This window comes from Nonomuraea sp. NPDC049141 (assembly GCF_040648415.1).
Lineage (GTDB): Bacteria > Actinomycetota > Actinomycetes > Streptosporangiales > Streptosporangiaceae > Nonomuraea.
Genome location: NZ_JBEZDR010000011.1, coordinates 367,220 through 381,554, shown reverse-complemented (window position 1 = coordinate 381,554; position 14,335 = coordinate 367,220). Strand labels below are relative to the sequence as shown.

Genomic DNA, 14,335 nt, shown 5'->3' with positions numbered 1-14,335 from the left:
TCACGCTATCGAGGGGGCAACACACAGAACTCATTACCGTCGGGATCGGCCATCATCACGTGACCGGACCCGTGCCGGCCGAGGTCGATCCGAGTCGCTCCGAGGGAGATGAGCCGGTCGACCTCCGCTTGCTGATCGCCGTCCGCAGGTGGAGCGAGGTCGAAGTGCAGCCGGTTCTTGCCGGTCTTCGGCCTCACCGGCGGGCCGCCCCACGTGATCTTCGGACCGCCGTGCGGTGAACGGATCGCGGTCTCCTGATCCTGGTCCCAGACCAACGGCCAGCCCAGCGCTTCGCTCCAGAAGTAGCCGACCTCCTGCGAACCGTCGGACGCGAGCGCCCCGATGAATCCGCAGTCGGCGAGGAAGTTGTTGCCCGGCGGGATGACGCAGAACTCGTTGCCCTCGGGGTCGGCGAGCACCACATGACCCTCCTCCGGCAGTTGCCCGACGTCGATGTGCTGGGCGCCGAGTGCGAGCGCCCTCGCCACCGTCTGCTCCTGGGCCTCGTAGTTGCTCGTCAGATCGAAGTGGATCTGGTTCGGTTCGGTCTTCTTCTCCTCGGTCGGAAGACAACGGATCCGGAACCCGGTGTCATCGTTCGGCAGGAGCGTGATGCCCTCGTGGGGGTCGTCGGCCATCTCCCAGCCCAGGACTCCGGCCCAGAAGCGCGCGAGACCGAGGGGGTCGTTCGCATCGAAGCAGAGCGCGACAAGCTGCGAAGTCATAGAGCATCTCCAATCCGCTGACCCACCCGCGCAGACAGGACACGTCCTCCTGGCGCATAACGCGGCAACGCTAGCCCGCTCATTGACGGCGACGCCAACGATTTTGCGGCAGACGGCGATGCTTCCGGCCGTAAACCGCAGGCAGGCCCGGACTACGACGACGGGCCGGGCGACTGAAGCTTGCGGCGCAGGTCGCCCGTCTGGGGGTGGCCGAGCTCGCGGAGGATCTCGTACGCCTCCAGCCAGCGTTCGCGGGCGGTCTGCCAGTCGCCGATGGCCTCGCTCACGTCGCCGAGATGCCCGAGCAACTGGGCGCGCAACCCCGGGCTCTCCATCGTGCCGATCCGGCGCAGACCGCTCTCGTAGTGCCTGATCGCCGACTCCGCATCGCCCAGCCGCTGGTGGAGCACGCCCAGCGTGTCCCAGGTGACCACTTCGTTGGCCAGGTCGCCCGCCCGTTGTTGCAGTTCGAGCGCTCGTTCGTGGTAGGACAGGGCCTCCTGGCAGGCGCCGATCTCGGAGAGGTACCAACCCACGGCGAGACTGGCCTTGCCCGCCCAGAGCGGGTCGTCGAGCTCGGTGAAGAGCGACAACGCCTGCTCGGCCTGGTCGAGCGCCTGCTCACGGTCCCCCTGCAGCCAATAGACGTAGGACAGCACGAAACGGCTCTCCGCCTCGCCTGCCCGGTGTCCGGCGGCGAGGCTCAGGTCGAGCGCCTGCCGCATGTGGTCGTGCGCGTCGTCGAACCGGTCGAGGCGGCCGTGCACCGCACTCAGGAAGCGGTGCGCGTGCGCCGCCGCGGGCCGGTCGGTCAGAGCGGTCGCCGCGCGCAGCGCCACCGCCCACGCCGCGCCCTCGTCCTGCCAGCGCCGCTGGTCGTTCAGGAACGTGTCCAGCGCCCAGCTCAACTGCCAGGCGTGCCGATGCATACCCTCCTCCTCGGCCTGCCGCAGCGCGGTGAGCAGGACCGCCTGCTCGGTTCTCAGCCAGTCCAGAGCGGCGGGCAGGTCGAACGCGCGTTTCGGCTCGACGCCGTCCGTAGGCTCGGCGAGGGTCATCGGGATGGGCGCGCGCACCGGGTTCAGCACCAGCTCGGCGTGGTACGCGGTGTGCGTGTAGTGGTCGAGCAGCCGGGTCAGCGCCGCCTGCCGCGCGGCCTCGGACTCCTCGGCCATGGCACGTTCACGGGCGTAGGCGTGCAGCAGGTCGTGCGTCCGGTAGCGGCCGGGCGCGTGCTCGATGACCAGGCTGGCGTGGGTCAGTTCGGCCAGCGTCAGCCGGACCTCGGACAGCGCCCGTCCGTCCAGCGCGGCCACCGCCGCCACCGCGATGTCGGCGCTGGTGGCGAGCCCGAGCAGCCGGAACAGCCGGGCGGCGGCCGGGCTCAGCGCGTCGTAGGACCAGGAGAACACGGCGTCGATCTCCAGGGCCGCGAGCCGGCCGCCCGGGTGGCGCAGCTCGGCGGCGATCGCCGAGGGCGGGAAGCCGGTCAGCCGTGCCCGCGCGCCGACCAGCGCCAGCGCCAGCGGGAGCCGTCCGCACGCGGCCACGATCGCCGTCACGCCCGCGGGATCGGTGCCCGTGCCCAGCCGGCGGCTGAGCAGTTCGACCGCCTCTTCGACCTCCGGTACGTCCAGGCGCAGCGCGGTGGCGCCGGTCTCGGCGACCAGGGCGGTGAGCTGATGGCGGCTGGTGACGACCGTACGGGCGGCGGGGCCCCCGGGCAGCAGCGGCCGGACCTGGTCGGCGTCGCGGGCGTTGTCGAGCACGACCAGCAGGCGGCGGCCGACGGACCGGCTGCGGTAGAGCGCCGCCTGCGCGTCGAAGCCGGACGGGATGCGGTCGGGCGGCACCCCGAGCGCGTCCAGGAATCCGCGGATCACCTCGGCGGGATCGACCGTCGTGTGGTGGGAGAAGCCGCGCAGGTCCACGTAGAGCTGGCCGTCGGGATAACGCGGCGCCGCCAGGCGGGACCAGTGCACGGCGAGCGAGGTCTTGCCCACGCCCGCCGGCCCGGAGACGGTGACCACCGCCGCCGTGGCGGCGTCGAGGGCACGCAGCGCCGCGGCACGGCCGGTGAAACCGTCGACGTCGCCGGGTAACTGCGCGGGCGCCGGCGGATGACCGGCGTCCGGTTGCGCGGCGAGCTGGAAGGCGGCGCGGTCCGCCGGGGACAGTTTCAGGGTGTCGGCCAGCACCCGGACAGTGCTGGCCCGGGGAACCGTGACGCGGCCGGACTCGATCTCACGAATCTGCCGCTCGCTGACGCCGGACAGCGCGGCCAGTTCCTCCTGTGTGAGCAGCGCCTGAACCCGGAACTCGCGCAGCGCGTCGCCGAACATCGATCCCCTTCCGGCCGGTTCACAGTACGCGATCATGTCCGCGCGCCCGCAGCCTAACCGCCGGTCAACCGCCGGTCGAGCGCCTGCCGTCCGGACTGCCGCGGCTGGTTCCCTGAGGGGGTCTCACCCACCGGCCTGACGGGATGCCATGGGCACTATTCGGATGAGAACCATCACGCTTCTGCTCCTGTTCATGTGCGCGTTGCTCGCGGCACCGGGCGCCGACGCGTACGCCACCACCCCGACGAAGACGGACAACGGCTGCGACCGCATCAGGCACCGATTACCGTCACTCGCCCGCCAGGGCAAGAAGAAGGCCCTGTGCGTCGCACCGGTGACCCAACCGCCCTCCACGTCGGCCCTGACCACGGCGAGCGTCGCCGCCACCCCGCCACCCCTGCCCGCCTGGTGCATCGACCCCCCTGACGACCAGACGAAGAGCGCGTGGAAGACCAGGCGATTCGCCTCCTGCCTGATCAACTACGCGACGGTCAGCCTCTACGACACCGCGACAGGGGCCCTGCTCGGCCGCACCACCTTGAACTACATCCATTACATCGCCATGTTCTACGACAGCCTCGAACTCACCGACGTCTTCGCGATCGTGCGCTTCAACTCCCAAGGCGCGCTGACCTCGGATGACGCCATCGGTTTCCGTCTGGCGGTCAGTTGCTCCTACGGCTGCACGGCGGGCGACTTCGGCCCGGCGATCACGCTGCCGGAGAACTCCCCGCAATACCTGACCCCGCCCGTACCTCATCTGGTGAACGTGCCCGGGAATGGGGAACGCACCATTCACACCACCTACGATCCGCAGGTGACGCATCCGGGCGGCGACACGGAAGTCGTCAACGTCTTCCCGCCCGAGAAGGGCCCCTACCCTTCGCCGGACATTCGCTGCGACAGGATTCTCAGCGGCGCCGGCTGCGTCATACCGACCTTCCTCCCCACGCTCAGCGGGCTGACTGACTACCCGCAGGTCAGGGCGCACATCAGGACGGCGCAGGCCGGCGGGCTCCCCGGAGCCCCGGGGACCACCCCGCTCCACCGGCTGGCCAACGAGGACAAGGCCGACGAGAACCGGCGAATCGCCTGCCCCGACTGGCGGCCCCGTCCCACGGGATACACCTGCGACGAATACCCCATGGCGCGTACGTGGGAGGGCGCCTCGACGAGCGGCGGCGCGTTCAGCTGGGCCATGGTCCCCAGGGACGAGAACGAGGGCGCCGGAGGGAAGTACGGATCCCTCGTCCGCTATCAGCGACTGCTGGACCACGACGGCTTCTGGGTCGATCCCAACTGATCACGCACATTTCGCCAATGAAAGGACAGTCATGAGTGCTGGAAAGTCAACGACCTCCAACCGGTTCGTGAAGATCCTCCTCGCCGTGATCATCGGCGCGGCGGCCGGGGCCGTCGTTCCGGTCTCCGCCGCGAGCGCCACCCCGTCCGAGTGCGACCAGTCCGGGATCCCCGACTACTACCAGGTCGTCGTCGGCTCAAGCCCCGATCTGGGCGACCGCAGACTCCAACTGTGGAACGGCGGCGCCTTCAACTACAGCTACGCCAGGCTCTCACCCCGCTATTCGGGCGAGCAGGTCTGGGCGGACCGCAGTCTGCAGGGAATGCCCAGCAGCCTGCCCATGCATCCCACCACCGAACAGGTCAACGCGAACGGCGGCTGGAAGCAGTGCGGCCCCTTCTCCAGTTCGGAGAGCAGCCTCGTCCTGAACTGGAACACCAGCCAGCAACGGCACTACGCGGTCCGGGCCTGCGCGCGCACCGCGATACTCGGTAGCTTCTGCGGCAACTGGTACATCGACCGGAGCTGACCGGCCGGCCCCGGTCACCTGACTCGTCTTGCTCCACGGCCCCGTTCCCGCTCTGGGAACGGGGCCCTCCCGTTAGTGGCCGGGCGCCTGCCGCGGCGCTCAGCCGACGGCAGCGCCGAACCACTTGGGCAACTGGCCGAGCAGCCCCTGCTGATCGTCACCGACCCAGGCCACGTGACCGTCCGGCCGCAGCAGCACCGCGGGCACATCCAGTTCGTCGCTGACGTCGACGACGTGGTCGACCCGGTCCGCCCAGCCCGTCACCGAGAGCCGGCCGGTCTGGTCGAGCAGCAGCCCGCGGCCGCCGTGCATCAACGCGTAGAGGCGCCCTCGCTTCAGCTCCACGTCCCGCATCCGCCGGCCGAGCAGTTCGTGCCCCTCGCCGAAGTCGTAGCGCACCCCGATCCCAGTGATCTTCTCGACCAGGTACCGGTTCACCTCCTCGAAGTCCATCAGTTCCGACAACAGCCGGCGCACCGACTGGGGGCCCGGCTCCAGGGACAGCAGCTCCATCCCCGCGCGGGTGTTGTTCAGCACGTCGGCGGCCACCGGGTGCCGTTCGGTGTGGTAGCTGTCCAGCAGCCCCTCCGGTGCCCACCCGCCGACCTCGGCGGCCAGTTTCCAGCCGAGGTTGAACGCGTCCTGGATGCCGAGGTTGAGCCCCTGCCCGCCGACCGGCGGGTGGGTGTGCGCCGCGTCGCCGGCCAGCAGCACCCGACCGGTCCGGTAGCGCTCGGCCAGCCGGGTGGCGTCGCCGAAGCGGGAGAGCCAGCGCGGTGAGTGCGCGCCGAAGTCGGTGCCCGCGGTGGCCCGCAACTGCTGCTTGAACTCCTCGAGGGTCGGCGGAACCGCGCGGTCCTCGGCCACCCCATCGGCGGGCACGACGACGCGGTACACCCCGTCCCCGAGAGGTCCGGCGCCGAACCGCAGCTGGGTCTTGCGGACCTCCGCGACGATGGCGGCGACCGTCGCCGGATTCTCGGTCAGCTCCATCTTGCCCAGCAGCGTCTCGACCTTGGTGGGCTCGCCGGGGAAGCCGACGCCGAGCAGCTTGCGCACCGTGCTGCGGCCGCCGTCGCAACCGACGAGGTAACGCGCGCGCAACCGCGTGCCGTCGGCCGGCTCGACGGTCACCCCGTGCTCGTCCTGGCTCAGCCCGACCAGCTCGCAGCCGCGCCGGATCTCGACACCGACCTCGGTGGCGTGCTCGGTCAGCAGGCGCTCGGTGGTGGTCTGCGGGATGCCGAGGGTGTACGGATGCGCGGTGTTCAACCGGTCGGGCCACGGCTTGGCGATGCCGGCGAAACCACCGCCCGTGAACTGCTTACCGAGGGCGAGGAACCGCTCCAGCAGACCGCGCTGGTCCATTACCTCGATGCTGCGTATGTGCAGACCGAGCGCGCGGACGTACCCGGTCGGCTCCGTGTCCTTCTCCAGCACGAGCGCGTGTACGCCGTGCAGCCGCAACTCGCTGGCCAGCATCAGGCCGGTCGGTCCGCCGCCGGCGACGATCACGTCAATCATGAACCCCCCACTCCACGAGGTCGCATTCCGGCCGGCTGCTCCGCGCGGTCCGGATTTCCGCAGGTTCTGGCCTCGGCCGCCGATTCTGCAGCACGACCCGGGCCTTGCCGCAAGCCCCCCGGTGCGCTATAGGTTGAGAGTGGCAGGGAGTTGCGTAGCTCCTTTTTCCAGGAGGAATGTCACCAGGTGACGGGCAACTCGTAGGCCCCGTAGACGAATCCGTCGTGCTTGAAGGGGATCTGCTCCACCTCGGTGGCGAGCGCCAGGGTGGGGAGCCGCCGTAGGAGCGCGGGGTAGGCGACTTGCAGTTCCATCCGCGCCAGGGGTTGTCCCAGGCACTGGTGCACCCCGTACCCGAAACTCACGTGGCGCCGGGCGTTGCGCTGGAGGTCCAGCAGGTCCGGGTCGGGGAAGACGGACGGGTCTCGGTTGGCGGTCTCGTTGACGATGATGATCCCCTCGCCGGCCCGGATGACCTGGCCGGCGATCTCGATGTCCTCCAGCGCCACCCGCCGTGGGTGATCGGCCGGGACAGCTCACCGGCCTTGACCCGCTCGACCAGCACGGAGAGCAGGTCGTCGCCGGGCTTGGCGAGCTTCTCGCCGATCAGCTCGTCCGCGATCCGCTGGGTGGCCGGCCGCATCGCCTCCACCCGCTTGATGGTGAACGCGGAGGTGACCATGCGGCGCAGCCGGGCATGATCGGCATCGGCTCCATCATGATGAAGCCGATGCCGCCCGAGCCCTCCTTCGCCATGCTCTCCGCCAGCAGGGTGAGGCTGATCAGCAGCATGCGCCGCTTGCCGTACATGTCGCCCAGTCGCCCCACCACGGGGGTGGCGATGGCGGCGGCGAGCAGAGTGGCGGTCACCGCCCAGGAGGCGGAGGCGCCCAGGAGCGAGGGGAGCCTGGGGACCAGCGGGATCACCAAGGTCTGCATCGGCGCCGTCACGATCCCGGCGCAGGCCAGGACCGCCACGATCGCGCCCGACCGCGGCGGGGCGGCTGTCCTGGGATCAGCGGGTCCGGCAAGGACTTGGGACACGGGGGAAGCCTCCAGTTAGGTGAGAGCGGCCGACATCAAAAGTAAACCGCACGATTGATTTAATTAAACCGTATGATTGATTTGGGTGGGTGCGACGGTTCCCTACGATGCGGTGACGGTCGAGATCGAGGAGACGGTGATGGCGGGTAGGACGGTACGGCCCGAGCGGGGCGGGGCGACCCGGGAGTTGATCCTGGCCACGGCGGAGCGGTTGTTCGCCGAACACGGTGTGCACGCGGTGTCGAACCGCCAGATCAGTGAGGCGGCGGGTCAGGGCAACAGTGCCGCGGTGGGTTACCACTTCGGCACGAAGGCGGATCTGGTCCGTGCGATCGCCCGCAAACACGCCGACCAGATGGAGGAGCTGCGGGTGTGGATGGTGGCCGACGCCGCCGGCTCCACGGATGTCCGCGATTGGGTGGACTGTCTGGTGCGCCCGTTCATCCGGCATCTGGCGGCCCAGGGCAGTCCCACCTGGTACGCGCGGTTCCGTGCCCAGGTGATGGCCGATCCGGCGCTCTATCAGATCACGGTCGAGGAGTCGCTCCCGTCGCCCTCGCTACGGCTGCTCGTGGACGGCCTGAACCGGTGTATTTCCGATCTGCCGCCCGCCGTGCGCGAGGCACGCTGGGCCATGGCGCGTCATGTGATCGTGCACATGTGCGTCGAGCGGGAACGTGCCCTCGGCGAGGGCACATCCACCCTCCAGCCGAGCTGGGACGACCTCGCCGCCAGTCTGATCGACGCGATCGTCGGACTGTTGCAGGCTCCGGTGACGCGTCACTCGTGATCGGGGGAGGGGAGAAGGGGCCTCTCTGAGCTTGTGATTCAACCCGGCGCGACGGACTCGCGGTTGCGGACGGGCATCGGAACCCGGTGCACCTGGCCCGCCTCGGTGTCCGCGGGGTCGCGCTCGATCTGGGTGAACAGCACGTCCACCGCCTTGCGGCCCAGCTCGTAATGGGGCAGCGCCACGGTGGTCAGCTGCGGCCGCACCCACGAGGCGAGGGGATGGTCGTCGAAGGAGACGACGGAGACATCGGCGGGCACCTTGAGCCCGAAGTCGTCGAGCGCCTGGTAAGCACCCATCGCGATCCGGTCATTGAAGCAGATCAGCGCATGCGGCTGGGCGGTCCGCAGGAGGTCCCGCGTCGCGGCGAGGCCGTACTCCGGCTGCCAATCGGGGCAGGTGCGAGCGCCCGCCACCTTGACGCCCGCCTCGCCGAGCGCCTCACGGATGCCGACGAGCCGTTCCACCGCCGCGAGGCTTTCGGCGGGCACATCGCGCAGGCCCGGACCGGCGCCGATCAGGTAGATGCCGTCACGGTGGCCGGCGTCGAGCAGAACGCGGGCCGCACGGCGGCCGGCCTCGACCTCGTCGGGCAGGACGGCGGGCAAATGGGTGGGCTGCTTGGGCAGCGCGTTGAGCAACACGGCGGGCACGGCCGTCACGGCCTTGGGTATCTTGATGGTGCGGGTGAACATCGAGGCCAGGATGAGCCCGTCGACCTGGCGGTCGTGCATGGCCTGGAGCAGGAGGCGTTCAAGCTCGGCGTCGCCTTCGGTCTCACCGATGAACAACATGAAACCGCGTTCACGGGCGGCCTCGAGCGCTCCCTTGATCATGTCACCGGCCAGCCGCGAGGTGGCGACGGTGTCCGAGACGAAGCCGATCGTCCGGGAACTGCCCGTACGCAGCCCGACGGAGACGATGTTGGGCCGGTACTGCAACTCCTCGGCGGCCCGCAGCACACGCTCCTCGACATCCTGAGAGATGCGCAGTTCACGGCCGCGGCCTGACAGCACGAGCGAGGCTGTCGGGCGGGAGACACCGGCGGCCTTGGCCACATCGGCCAGCGTGACCCGTCGTGGGCTCACCCAAAATCTCCGATCGTCAAGAGTGTGTTACGGGGGGTTGACATCGTACGACGCGCATGGTGAGACTATCGGGCGCTAACCCGATTTAGCAACGGAGTCGGGACATCAGCCAGGTGCCGATTGTCCCAAGCAGCAGAGGAGATGCACATGGCTCGTCGAGTCCGCCCCGGCAGGTCCGGTGCCGCGCTTGTGATCGCCATGGGGACGCTGACCGCCGCCTGCGCGGCTCCCGGCAGCAACAGCCCGCAGCCCAAGGCCACCAGCACGTCGTCGATGTCCGCGGCGCCCACCTGCGGCTCGGCGCCGATCAAGCTCAACGGCTACTTCGAGACCGGCTTCCCGCTGCCCAAGACGCTGACCACCGAGTTCACCAAACAGCACCCGAACGTCACCTGGGATATCCGCGAGGACCAGTTCGCGGTCATCACGCAGAATGCCCCGCGGGTGCTGGCGGACAACCCGCCCGACCTGATGCGCCTGCCCCAGGTGTCCGAGCTGGTCAAGGACAACCTGCTGAAGAACCTGGACGGTTATGCGACGGCGTTCGGCTGGGACAAGTGGCCGGCCTCGCAGCTTCAGCAGCTGCGCCTGGGTCCGGGCGGGCGGCCGCGGGGTGAGGGCTCGTTGTACGCCCTGGGGCTCAACTTCAGCATGACCGGCGTCTTCTACAACAAGAAGCTCGCCGCCCAGATCGGGATGTCCACGCCGCCCACCACGCTGGCGGAGCTCGACCAAGTGCTGGACAAGGCCAAGGGCGCGGGCATCACGCCCATCCTGCAGTTCAACGGCGGCGCCACCGGCGGCCTGGCATTCCCGCTGCAAAACCTCATGGCCTCTTACGGCCCTGCCGGGCCCGTCAACGACTGGATCTTCCAGAAGCCCGGCGCCACCATCGATACCCCGTCGAACCTGCGGGCCGCCCAGCACCTGGACAAATGGGTCAAGGCAGGCTACTTCCCGAAGGACGTCAACGCGCTCGACTACGCGACCATGATGAGCCGCTTCATCGACGGCCAGGGCCTGTTCATGTTCAACGGCGACTGGGAGTCGGGCAACCTCGACAAGCAGATGCCGGGCAACGTGGGTTTCCTGCTGATGCCGCCGGCGCAGCAGGGCGGCAAGCTCGCCGCCATGTCAGCGCCTCTCACCTTCGGGATCGCCGCGAACGCCAAGAACGCCGACTGTGCCGCCTTCTTCCTCAACTGGGTCGCCACCGACAAGCGGGCTCGCGAGATCGGCGTCGAGGTCGGCGGATCGCGTCCGATGGGACCGGCTGAGGCGTACATGCCGGCCGTGGCAGCGGACAAGGTCACGGCGAGCACTCTGGCGGCCGGGGCGGACATCGCCAAGGACAACGGCGCGATGGACTTCATCGCCAACGCCACCGGCGCCATCTACGCCAAGAGCTGGACGCCGCAGCTGCAGAAGCTGGTGGCCGGGCAGCAGAGTCCGCAGGAGCTGCTGAAGACGGTCCAGGCCGACTACGCCGGCCAGCTCGAAGGGAACTGAGGCAGTTGATGACCCGCTCCGCCGGCTCCCGATCCGCGCACCGGCGGCCGGTCGCGACCAGGCTGCGCGACGCGCGCGGCTTGGTCGGCTGGCTGTTCGTCGCCCCGGCGCTCGTGTTCTACGCGGTGTTCGTCCTTCGCCCGATCACCCTGACCTTCCAGTACTCGCTGTACGAGTGGAACGGCATCGGCGCCTCCACCTGGGTGGGGCTGGCCAACTACGGCAAGGTCTTCACCGATCCGGACCTGTCCGACTCGCTGGTGAATGCTTTCCAGCTGATCGTGTTCTTCAGCGTGATCCCGGTCGTGCTGGGCCTGGCCATCGCCGCGACGATCCGGCGGATCGCCGCAAGCAGGCTTGCCCTCGTGGCCCGGACCGTGCTCTTCCTGCCGCAGGTCATCCCGCTGGTGGCGGCCGGCATCGCGTGGAGCTGGCTGCTGGCCTCCACCGGAGTGATCAACCAGTTGCTCTCGCTCATCGGCCTCGGCGGGGTGACCCGGGCCTGGCTGGGCGACTTCGCCACCGCTCTGCCGGCGGTCGGCATGATCGGCGCATGGGTGCTGCTCGGCCTGTGCACGCTCCTGCTGCTGGCCGGCATGAGCAAGATCGACCCGGCCCTCTATGAGGCCGCCCGGCTGGACGGCGCCGGAGCATGGCGGGAGTTCGTCTCCATCACGGTGCCCAGCCTGCGCCAGGAGATCGCGGTCTGCGTCACTGTGACCGTGATCGCGGCTCTGGCCAGCTTCGACATCATCTACATCTCCACCCAGGGCGGCCCCGGCAACACGACCATGGTTCCCGGCTTGCAGATCTTCTACCTGGCCTTCTCCGAACGCGAGGTGGGCCTGGCCTCGGCCCTGGCCGTGGTGCTCATGGTCCTCGTGATCGCCTGCGCCCTTCCCATCCAGTGGTTCGCAAAGGACGGCAACCGATGATCATCGCAGGGCGGGAGGCCTGGACCGGCCGGCTGCTGCTCATCCTCATGATGGCGGTCACGCTCCTGCCGTTCCTCAGCCTGTTCGTCACCGCCCTGCACCCCTCGGGCACCTACCCGGCCGGGCTGGCCTGGCCCGACGACCCGCAGTGGGGCAACTTCCTGCGGGCCTTCGAGGTCGCGAACATGGGCGAACTGCTGAAGTCGAGCGTCCTCATCGTGCTGGGCGTGGTACCGATCTCGATCCTGCTGGGCACCATGGCCGGCTTCGCCATCGGCCACCTGCGCGTGATCGGCAGCCGCGTCATCTTCCTGCTGTTCGTGCTCGGTCTGACCCTCCCCTTCGAGGGCATCATCACGCCGCTGTACTACCAGGTCCGCGACATGGGGCTGTTGAACACGCGCTGGGCCATCATTCTGCCGCTCATCGGCCTGTTCATGCCGTTCTCCGTCTTCTGGATGCGCGCCCATTTCGTCAACATGCCCGGCGAGCTGTCCGAGAGCGCACGGATGGACGGCGCCAACGTGTGGCAGCTGTTCCGGCGCATCCACGTCCCCCTGGCCATGCCGGCGATCTCGTCCCTGGGCATCCTGCTGTTCCTGTGGACCTGGAACCAGTTCCTGCTGGCCATCGTCCTGGTGGACGACCCCACCAAGCGCACCATGTCCGGCGCCTTGGGCGCCTTCCAGGGCCAGTGGGGCACCGACATCCCGCTGCTGTGCGCCGGATCGCTGCTGATCCTGACGCCCACGCTCGTGATCTTCCTCATCTTTCAGCGCCACTTCGTCAAGGCCCTGCTCCAGGGCTCCCTGAAGGGCTGACGACCGGTAGGCCCCAGCTGGCTCAATCACCTCCCACGAGTGAAAGAAGAGGTCATCCATGGTTCAACGAGGACGGCCAGGAGCGGCGACCGGATCCCGCGTGCTTCAGAGACCGGCCGGTGGTCACCGCCGCCGGCAGGGTGCCACGTGAGCGGTGGCCGACCGGCGCGCTGGACCCGCCGGCACCTCGATCTGCTTGCCGAGAGCGGCGTGACCACGGCGCCCGTCATCGACCCGGCGGCCGTACCGCGGATCCTGCCTGACCACGACCTCTGGGACCTGTGGCCGGTCCAGGAGGAGGACGGCTCGACGAGCGTGACCGGCGGCTACGAGCTGTGGATGGCCCTGTCGGCGCCCGCCCTCGGGCACCCCGAGAAGCGCCACGATCAGGCCCGGATCCGCCTGCTCGGCAAGAACGGTGGGCAGTGGAAAGACCTGGGCGACGCCTTCGCCGACGGTGCCTCGCCCGGCAGCCGCGAATGGTCAGGATCGGCGGTCCGCCGGTCCGACGGCACCGTGTCGGTGTTCTACACGGCCGCCGGACGGCGCGGCGAAGCACGCCCGACGTATCAGCAGAGCGTCATCGAGACCCAACCCGTCCTGATCGCCGACGACCGCGGCCGGATCCTGCTGCGACAAGACGCCGGGCATCGAGAGGTCCTGCGCTCCGACGGCCGGATGTACCTGCCGGCCGACGAGGCCGACGGGGCGCCGGGCCGTATCAGGGCCTTCCGCGATCCCGGCTGGTTCCGGGACCCGGCTGACGGGCGCGACTATCTGCTCGTCGCCGCATCCACCGCCTGGAAGGATGGCTTCACCGGTGCGATCGCCCTCGCCGAGTCACGGGGCGACGCCTGGTCGCTGCTCCCGCCCCTCCTCATCGCCGAAGGCGTCAACCACGAGCTCGAACGACCGCACGTCATCGTCCACGACTCCTGGTACTACCTCTTCTTCTGTGCCCAGCGCCACACCTTCCACCCGGCCGGTCGTGCGCCCACCGGGCTGTACGGCTTCGCCGCGCCCAGCCTGACCGGACCGTACGAACCGCTCAACGGATCCGGGCTCGTGCTTCAGAATCCCTCTGTCGAACCCGACCAGGCCTACGCCTGGCTGGTGCTGCCGGACCGCCACGTGGTCAGCTTCGCCAACTACCGCTCCCACCAGGGCATGGACCTCCGATACGCGGGTGCAGCGCAGGCACGGGCCGGCTTCGGCGGCACCATCGCCCCGATGCTCAGACTCACCCTGGACGGCATGAGCGCCTCTGTCGTCCCAGCCGCGACGGATTCGCGGAACGGTTCTTGACGTAGGCACCCCGAGGGCGCCGTCGCAGGGCGGCGGGCGATCCGGCCCTCGGAGCGTGGCGGAACGGAAACGTACTGAAGGTGCGCGATGTGCGGGCGGCCGGATCGACGGTGCGACGGCGGTGATTCCGCAACGGCCGCGGCGTGGTTCGAGGCAGGTGGGACCTACGGACGACTGACCCGGTCCACCCATACGCGAGCCCACCTGGGATCAGCATGGCGACACGCGGGAACCTCCGTCCGTCCAGCTATCTGAGTAAATCATGTGATTTATATATAGGGGAGTACGGGCCCGCTGAGGAGGGGACCTGAGACGGAGTCCTGATGAGGTGATGGCGATGGTCGGCAAGACGATCCGGTCGGAACGGGGCAGCGCGACGCGAGACGTGATCCTGGCCACGGTGGAGCGGCGTCCACCAAC

General features: G+C 69.2%; 12 protein-coding genes and 1 pseudogene. 7 read left to right on the top strand and 6 right to left on the bottom strand.

Annotated elements, in window-relative coordinates; translation table 11 throughout:
• Window positions 1-5 precede the first annotated feature (5 nt).
• On the bottom strand, window positions 6-725 hold the full coding sequence (locus tag AB0B91_RS32990; protein ID WP_358327760.1) for a VOC family protein: 720 nt from the start codon (window positions 723-725) through the stop codon (window positions 6-8).
• Between the two features lie 152 nt (window positions 726-877).
• On the bottom strand, window positions 878-3,067 hold the full coding sequence (locus tag AB0B91_RS32985) for a tetratricopeptide repeat protein (RefSeq protein ID WP_358327758.1): 2,190 nt from the start codon (window positions 3,065-3,067) through the stop codon (window positions 878-880).
• Between the two features lie 163 nt (window positions 3,068-3,230).
• Between AB0B91_RS32985 and AB0B91_RS32980 the strand changes: the two genes are divergently transcribed.
• Both AB0B91_RS32980 and AB0B91_RS32975 read left to right on the top strand, forming a co-directional pair.
• Complete coding sequence (locus tag AB0B91_RS32980) at window positions 3,231-4,370, top strand: hypothetical protein (RefSeq protein ID WP_358327756.1); 1,140 nt, start codon at window positions 3,231-3,233, stop codon at window positions 4,368-4,370.
• A gap of 31 nt (window positions 4,371-4,401) precedes the next feature.
• The gene (locus tag AB0B91_RS32975; protein WP_358327754.1) at window positions 4,402-4,899 is read left to right on the top strand and encodes a hypothetical protein; all 498 of its coding nucleotides are present in this window, start codon (window positions 4,402-4,404) and stop codon (window positions 4,897-4,899) included.
• Window positions 4,900-4,998: 99 nt separating this feature from the next.
• Here AB0B91_RS32975 and rox read toward each other — a convergent pair whose 3' ends face one another.
• The 3 genes and pseudogenes from rox to AB0B91_RS32960 all read right to left on the bottom strand — a co-directional run.
• Window positions 4,999-6,423 carry a rifampin monooxygenase gene (gene rox, locus AB0B91_RS32970; RefSeq protein ID WP_358327752.1) on the bottom strand — a complete coding sequence of 475 codons (1,425 nt, stop codon included), beginning with the start codon at window positions 6,421-6,423 and terminating at the stop codon, window positions 4,999-5,001.
• Window positions 6,424-6,602: 179 nt separating this feature from the next.
• Complete coding sequence (locus tag AB0B91_RS32965; protein ID WP_358327750.1) at window positions 6,603-6,932, bottom strand: cytochrome P450; 330 nt, start codon at window positions 6,930-6,932, stop codon at window positions 6,603-6,605.
• Window positions 6,933-7,188: 256 nt separating this feature from the next.
• Window positions 7,189-7,404, bottom strand: a pseudogene (locus AB0B91_RS32960) (MFS transporter); the annotation flags it as partial.
• A 202-nt stretch (window positions 7,405-7,606) separates the two neighbouring features.
• Between AB0B91_RS32960 and AB0B91_RS32955 the strand changes: the two are divergent.
• The gene (locus AB0B91_RS32955; protein ID WP_358327905.1) at window positions 7,607-8,257 is read left to right on the top strand and encodes a TetR family transcriptional regulator; all 651 of its coding nucleotides are present in this window, start codon (window positions 7,607-7,609) and stop codon (window positions 8,255-8,257) included.
• 38 nt (window positions 8,258-8,295) lie between these two features.
• Here the strand turns inward: AB0B91_RS32955 and AB0B91_RS32950 are convergent, their stop codons facing one another.
• A complete protein-coding gene (locus tag AB0B91_RS32950) occupies window positions 8,296-9,345 on the bottom strand; it encodes a LacI family DNA-binding transcriptional regulator (RefSeq protein ID WP_358327748.1) in 1,050 nt (349 codons plus the stop codon).
• A gap of 147 nt (window positions 9,346-9,492) precedes the next feature.
• Here AB0B91_RS32950 and AB0B91_RS32945 point away from each other — a divergent pair, with 147 nt between their 5' ends.
• From AB0B91_RS32945 to AB0B91_RS32930, 4 genes are all read left to right on the top strand, one after another.
• Window positions 9,493-10,854 carry a hypothetical protein gene (locus AB0B91_RS32945; RefSeq protein WP_358327746.1) on the top strand — a complete coding sequence of 454 codons (1,362 nt, stop codon included), beginning with the start codon at window positions 9,493-9,495 and terminating at the stop codon, window positions 10,852-10,854.
• 8 nt (window positions 10,855-10,862) lie between these two features.
• A complete protein-coding gene (locus AB0B91_RS32940; RefSeq protein ID WP_358327744.1) occupies window positions 10,863-11,789 on the top strand; it encodes a sugar ABC transporter permease in 927 nt (308 codons plus the stop codon).
• Complete coding sequence (locus tag AB0B91_RS32935) at window positions 11,786-12,610, top strand: carbohydrate ABC transporter permease (RefSeq protein WP_358327742.1); 825 nt, start codon at window positions 11,786-11,788, stop codon at window positions 12,608-12,610. The genes AB0B91_RS32940 and AB0B91_RS32935 overlap by 4 nt, the downstream gene beginning before the upstream one ends.
• Window positions 12,611-12,757: 147 nt before the next feature.
• Window positions 12,758-13,915, top strand: a complete 1,158-nt coding sequence (locus AB0B91_RS32930; RefSeq protein ID WP_358327740.1) for a glycoside hydrolase family 68 protein — start codon at window positions 12,758-12,760, stop codon at window positions 13,913-13,915.
• The last annotated feature ends 420 nt before the right edge of the window (window positions 13,916-14,335 follow it).